This window comes from Frankia sp. CoWAU3 (genome assembly GCF_977971855.1).
Map to the genome: position 1 here is coordinate 3,718 of NZ_CDWWXB010000141.1, position 6,146 is coordinate 9,863.

The following is a 6,146-nucleotide window of genomic DNA, read 5'->3' on the forward strand; positions in this document are numbered from 1 at the left end:
GGCGGCCGACCGGGTCCGGAAGGTCGTCCGCGAGCGACGCGGGCTGCTCTTCCTTGGTCAGCGAGCCGACCAGTCGGCGCGGATACCCGATCTCCCCGCGGTCATGGATCTGCGCTCCGCGCTGATGACACTGCCGCCGGGCAAACGTGCCTGTGTCGTGCTCCGCTACGCCTTCGACCTGTCGGAGATCGAGACGGCTCGCACGCTGGGTATCTCTGTCCGCACGGTGAAGAGCCAGACCGCCAAGGGAGTCGCCGAACTGGAGCGGATTCTCCAGAACACCGAGCTGCCGCCGGCCGGTGCCGCGGAGGTGCCGAGGCCACAGGTAGCGTCCGGTCGGCCGGGCACATCACGCGGCGCCACATCCCGATCGGGCAGTTCCCGGATGAATGGCTCCCGGTCGGGCTCGGGTCGCCTGGGACGGCAGCGGGGCAGTGGTCAGTCCGGCAAACCGGCGGGTCCGAGCCCGTCGGCGTTCGCCCGCCTCGGCCGCGTCAAGCTATGGCCCTGGTGGCAGCAGCGAGTCGGCGAGGCATAGATGACGCAGAAGGCGCCCGGGGTTCCAGGAGCCCGATCATGATGCGCAGGGTGGCGCGGCAGCGCGGCGCGGCGAGCCTCCGGCCGATTGCCGTCCCTCCGCTCCGGAGACGGGTGACCGCGTGATCAGCGACCACGGAACAGGCGACCGCGAAACCAGCAGCCCGAGCGCGGATGGTCGAGGGTCAGCCGATCGCGTCGGCGAGTTCCGCGGCGGCGACGGTCATGGCGGCGACCTGGGGGAGCTTCCGTTCCCCGACCGACTCCGCGGCATGCTGAGCGCCGAGATGGGTCGGCACCACCCCGACTCCGATCGCATCCGCGGACGTGTCGCGGCGGCGGTCGATGCTCCCCTGAGCAGCACGATCATCCGCCCCCTCGGCCCGATCGGACCTGTCGGCGCGAACAGTCCACTCAGCGCGAACAGCCCACTCAGACCGCTTGGTTCGATCGGCTCCGGCACCCGGACCGGGGATGGGCGGATCATCACCAGGCAGCACCGCCTGGGCCGTACCATCGCGAAGACCCCATCGAGCCGACGGCGCCGATCCAGCCGGTCTACCAGCCCCGACCGGCTCCCCCGGTCCCACCACTGGCCCCGTTCCCGGCGGCGCTCGGTCGCCCGACGCGGCACGATCGCGGGAGCGCTACTCGCCATCATGAGCATCACGGCCCTGACGGCCCTGGCCCTGCTGGGGCCGTCGGGACCGAACTCCCCGGCTCCGCCCACGACGACCGTCACGGCAAAGCCGCGGCCGTCCGCCACGCTGGTCACGACGTCTCCGGTCGTGCGGACGCCGGTCACGTCGCCCCAGGCCACTGCGGCGGTTCCACCGGAACCGGCCAGGTCGAGCCCCGCCGGAACATCCGGGGTCAGCGCCGCCGTCCCGGACGCGACGAGCGATGCGAGCGCCGCACGGAGGTCCACCGGCCCGGACCCGGCGGACCCGGGGTCCGCGAGCGGTGGCGGCGGCACACCGTCACCGTCCGCGGGACCGTCCACAGGACCGTCCGCGAACCATGGTGACAGCAGATCCTCCCTGCCCGGCGGAACGTTCGCGGGCATCGGCGGCGAGATCTACACCAGCACCGTCGCCCCCTTCCCCAGTGGATCACGGGTACGGCTTCCGGGGCCCGGCACTCTCGACTGGGTGCTGTTCGGGGGCTCGTGGGACGGTGTGCAGAACCGGGCCGCCATCGTGATGCCGCTGATCGACACCGGCACCCTGCTGGGCACGTCCGTGCCGTCATCCTCCGGATTCGACTGGACGGAGGGCACACCGGTCGCGACCGGTGTGGATGACACCGACCGGCTGTCCCTGCAGGGCTCGGCCCGGCTGACGGTCTTCGTCTCGCAGTCTCCGCTCACCCTGGACGTCCTCCTCGGATCCGGTTCCGGGCGGGTGCAGATCATCGTCACCTCCATCGGCGGCACGCAGACCTTCACCCAGACCCTGCCTTCACCGATCGCCGACGGCTCGGCCGATGGAGTGGTGAGCATCGGGCTGCCGGCCGGAATCGGCACGACGTCGGTCACCATCTCCAGCGGGGGCACATCGGGTTGGACGCTGGCGGCCGCAGTCCTGCGCTGACGGCGCGGGTCTACGCCGGTTCCGGGGTCTGCACTTGACCATGCGGAACCACAGGCAACCATGCGGAAGAAAAATCTTCACAACGACGGCAACCAGTCAACCTCCGTCGGACGACTGACAGATGAACGCCATACCGGCCCCCCGCGCCAGGAGGTCCGGCGGTGTTTCGGCCCGTTCGCTCCCCGGCTAACCCCCCCAGCCCGGCGGACGGGTCGCCAAGCGGCCGTCGACGGCGGCACGCGGGCTGGCCGGCCCGGCCAAGGTCGGCCAGCCCCTCGCGACCTCTCCCACGCCACCCGGCGCCCCGGTCCGAGTGTGAGCCCGGTCGCGGGAAGGTGCCACGCGCCCTACGCCGACCGGCCGGGGAGGGGTAGCGTCAACCTCGTGCGTCGGCTGCTGTTGTCACCCTCGTGGATCGCGCGTCATCTCCTCGCGCTCCTCTTGATCGCATTCTTCATCCGCATGGGCATCTGGCAGCTGACGAAGGGCGAATCCCCGCAGGGATCGCTGCAAAACCTCTTCTACGGGGTCGAGTGGCCTGTCTTCGCCGCCTTCGTCGTGTACTGGTGGGTGAAGATGATGAAGGAGGATCTGGCACCCAAGGACACCACCGGGCCGCGGTGGGGTGCCCACGGCCGGATCGCCCCCGAGGCGCCCTGGCGACCGGATCTCGACAGGGGCCCCAAAATGCTGACGACCGGCGCCGCCGAGCAGTCCGCCGAGGACGACGAACTCGACGCCTACAACCGCTATCTCGCCTCACTGTACGAGCGTGACGCCCTTCGGGACGCCCTCAAGCACATCAACGGAGCCCGCTGATGACGGCATTGCCCGACCCCACCCGTACGGCCACCACAGGACGTGCCTCCACGACAGCGATTCGCGCATCCCTGCTGCGGTACCGGGCCATCGCCTACATCGTCGGCGTAGGGCTGATCGTGCTGGTGTGCATCGGCATGCCGGTGAAGTACATCGGCGGCAGCGACACGATCGTCGCGGCCGTCGGCCCGATCCACGGTGTGCTGTACATGGTGTACCTTGCCGCTTCCTTCGATCTGGCGAACCGTTGCCGGCTGTCCTCGACCCGGACAATCCTGATCATGCTTGCCGGCACCATCCCGTTCCTGTCGTTCTTCGCCGAGCGGCGGGTCACGTTCCTTGTGCGGAAGAGCCAGCTGTCCGCAGCCGCGGCTCCGGCCGGCCCGGCCACCGGACCCGCCAAGTCCGTGAAGCCCGCGTAGTCCACGCAGTCCACGCAGTCCACGCAGAGCGCCGGCGCCGGGAGACGTCGCCTCAGGACACGTCCGAGTCGACTCCGGCCAGGCGGAGCGCAGCCGGTGCGGGTCGGCGGAGACGGGCGGGCACGGCAATCGTCAGGACCTCACCGGCGGTGAGCCGCCGGAGCCGGGCCAACCGGGAGGGCGGAGCGAGTATCTCCGCGGACAGCACCTGGTCAGCCTCGGTACCGAAGGCAAACAGGCGCCCGTCCGACCAGGTGATCAGTTCGTCGGCCGTACTGGCGGGTCGCACGAGGACCAGCTGGGCGCGCCGCGGGTCCCAGACGATCGTCACCGTCCGCGTGGTGGACCGGAGCAACGCCCACTTGCCGCCGCTGCGGTAGGCGGCCGCCAGTATCCGGGCCGTCTCGTTTCCCTCGGGACGGCGAGGTGGACGATCCGCGATCACCACGAGCCCCGCGTCGTCGACCGCGATCGGCGGAGCCGGGTCCGCCCGCAGGTCCGCGGCGGTCACCGCCCCGAATGCTCCGTCGAGGTGGACACCGCGTGCGGCGGGCAGCCCAAACGACGATGAGGCCAGCATGGCGGTCAGGGACGCCCGCCGGACCTCCGCCCCGTCCAGCCGGACCAATCCGCAGACCGTCATCCGTTCCTCCATCCTCAGCCCGCAATCCTCGATCCGCGATCCGATGACGCACGGCGCGGACGGACTCCCGGCCGGATGATCGACACGGTGCGGCGGCGTTCACGGGTACTCCAGCGCCGGAACGTAGCAGTTTCTCGCCCGCCTCACCGGTCCGTTGCACGGAATCGCCGAGTGGTTCCGACCTTCGGTGCCGGGTCTCACCGTCATGATCCGGGCTCGGCCGGGACGGCGGCTCGAAAACACCTCGGCCGCCTACCGGCCGCCGATCGCCCGTGACCGAGACGTCCGGCGGAAACCGGCCGCATGCGGAGGAAGACCGCGGTCACGGGGGGAGGACGGACTTAGGCCACGTTGGCGCCCGACGGCTCACGCTCCCGCTTGACCCGACGAGTCGCGATCACCGGATGAGCCGGGCAATCGACCAGATGCTCATCGAAGCCCTGCACCGTCGGCCAGGACTGGTGGCAGGACCCGCAATGGGTCGTGGCCGGATCGGTCCACCGCTCTTCGCAGCCGGCACAACTGGCCGTGACCGGGATATGCACTGTCTTGTCGGGCTGCCGGCGACGAGAGACCTGGATCGGCAACGCCTGCTGGATGGCTTGTTCATCTGGGGAACGGAGTGTGACGGAAACCGCGCGTGGACGCCGAGGTGGGGTGATGGCGGCCGGGATCGCGCGAGGGGATGTCGACCGACGGGGAGGCACCCGGCCATCCTGTCGCAGACCTGCACAAGCGTCACGCAACCGGCTGTCGAGTGTTCAGGGTGATTGTCCTGCGGCAACGCTTCCGGAGCTCGCGAACCAGAGCGCTCCGCCCGGACGGGTCGTCATCGGCGAAGGCCGACCACCGGCGGGAACCCGCGCCGGAAACAACCGTGCCGGGCCGAGCGGCACCTGGAACATCGCCGGGCAGGCAAAAAATAACTACTGACACACAGTAATATCACTAGACTGGCTATGGTCGAACGCAGGACGGACGCCATCGCCAGGGCTGGCGGCGAGGGGATCCAGGGCGTGAGTGCCGGCGCACTGCTGCGAGGGTGGCGGGAGCGACGCCGGATCAGCCAGCTCGGACTGGCGTTGCGAGCCGACAGTTCCGCCTGACGCATCAGTTTCATCGAGACCGGCCGCTCCATTCCGAGTCGCCCGATGGTGCTGCGCGGGCCACGTGCCCGTCGGTGCGGAACCGGATGAGCAGTTCCTGCCTGTCGCCGAGGCCGATGGTGCAGGATCCGTACATCGGATCGGAGTCGACCAGGCCCAGTCCCGCGAAGCAGGCCCAGTCCCGCTCAGAAGGGTTCGGCCTGCGGGCGACTGCGGCCCCCGCGCGACGAGCTTCTCCTGGAGAGATTCCCGCTCCTACACGCCTACCCACAAAGTGCGCTTCGTGAGGCGGCTGAAGCGTGGAGGGTCAGTCACGGTTCACGGTCTCCACACCGTCGCTCACCCTCCACATTTCCCGCCGAGCCCGCATCCGCCGGGCCCGCTCGACAGCCATCACAGGGACGCTATATGTCCACCTGCTGCACTCAGCGAGGCAGAAGGCAGCGGGGACGGTGGCTGCGATCCCCGGTCACGTCCCAGCGTGCCCATTTCGTGCCCACAAGGATCTTCAGGTGTTCCAGGCTGATCGTGGCCAGCTGTCTCCGGCGACAAAAAGCCTGGTAAAGCGGAGGGCGTGGGATTCGAACCCACGACGAGGATCACTCCCCGTAGCGGTTTTCAAGACCGCCGCCATCGGCCACTAGGCGAGCCCTCCTGAGGTGTATTTTTAATCCTATCGTAACATTTCTCCTCCGGCCCGATACAGACACGGTACAGAAACGCCGAAGGGCGCCCGGTAGGCGCCCTCACGCCTCCCATTCTAGCCGTCTGCCCGCCGCGCCGCAGCCAGCCGACGCACCGCCTCCTGCTCCCCGCCGTCGAGCAACCGCGCGTACGTCCGCCAGATCACGGCAGGGCTGTTACCCGCCCACTCCGCAGCCTGCTGCACGCTGACCCCGTCCATCAGCCAGCCCGAGATGCAGCTATGCCGAAGATCGTACGGCGTCCTGCCCAGCGGTGATGCGACCTGCGCGGGCGTGAGGACCGCCTCCCGAGCCCGCCTCCACACCGACGTTTGACCTCCTCT

The 6,146-nt window shown here is 69.5% G+C and carries 6 protein-coding genes, 1 tRNA gene and 1 pseudogene; 4 read left to right on the forward strand and 4 right to left on the reverse strand.

The window, feature by feature from the left end; genetic code table 11:
- The 4 genes from AC08ON_RS12745 to AC08ON_RS12760 form a co-directional block, all read left to right on the forward strand.
- A partial coding sequence (locus tag AC08ON_RS12745; protein WP_476617046.1) for a sigma factor-like helix-turn-helix DNA-binding protein occupies positions 1–538 on the forward strand: 538 nt, incomplete at its 5' end.
- Between the two features lie 658 nt (positions 539–1,196).
- The gene (locus tag AC08ON_RS12750) at positions 1,197–2,129 is read left to right on the forward strand and encodes a hypothetical protein (RefSeq protein ID WP_476607610.1); all 933 of its coding nucleotides are present in this window, start codon (positions 1,197–1,199) and stop codon (positions 2,127–2,129) included.
- A 315-nt stretch (positions 2,130–2,444) separates the two neighbouring features.
- A complete protein-coding gene (locus tag AC08ON_RS12755) occupies positions 2,445–2,948 on the forward strand; it encodes a hypothetical protein (RefSeq protein WP_476607609.1) in 504 nt (167 codons plus the stop codon).
- Positions 2,948–3,370, forward strand: a complete 423-nt coding sequence (locus tag AC08ON_RS12760; RefSeq protein ID WP_476607608.1) for a DUF3817 domain-containing protein — start codon at positions 2,948–2,950, stop codon at positions 3,368–3,370. The genes AC08ON_RS12755 and AC08ON_RS12760 overlap by 1 nt, the downstream gene beginning before the upstream one ends.
- A 52-nt stretch (positions 3,371–3,422) precedes the next feature.
- Here the strand turns inward: AC08ON_RS12760 and AC08ON_RS12765 are convergent, their stop codons facing one another.
- The 4 genes and pseudogenes from AC08ON_RS12765 to AC08ON_RS12780 all read right to left on the reverse strand — a co-directional run.
- Entirely contained in the window at positions 3,423–4,013 is a 591-nt protein-coding gene (locus tag AC08ON_RS12765) for a hypothetical protein (protein ID WP_476607607.1), read from the reverse strand.
- Positions 4,014–4,354: 341 nt separating this feature from the next.
- Positions 4,355–4,720 carry an FDXHR family putative zinc-binding protein gene (locus AC08ON_RS12770; protein WP_476609116.1) on the reverse strand — a complete coding sequence of 122 codons (366 nt, stop codon included), beginning with the start codon at positions 4,718–4,720 and terminating at the stop codon, positions 4,355–4,357.
- 965 nt (positions 4,721–5,685) lie between these two features.
- Positions 5,686–5,774 (reverse strand) — tRNA-Ser (locus AC08ON_RS12775).
- 105 nt (positions 5,775–5,879) lie between these two features.
- A pseudogene (locus tag AC08ON_RS12780) lies at positions 5,880–6,146 on the reverse strand (integrase); the annotation flags it as partial.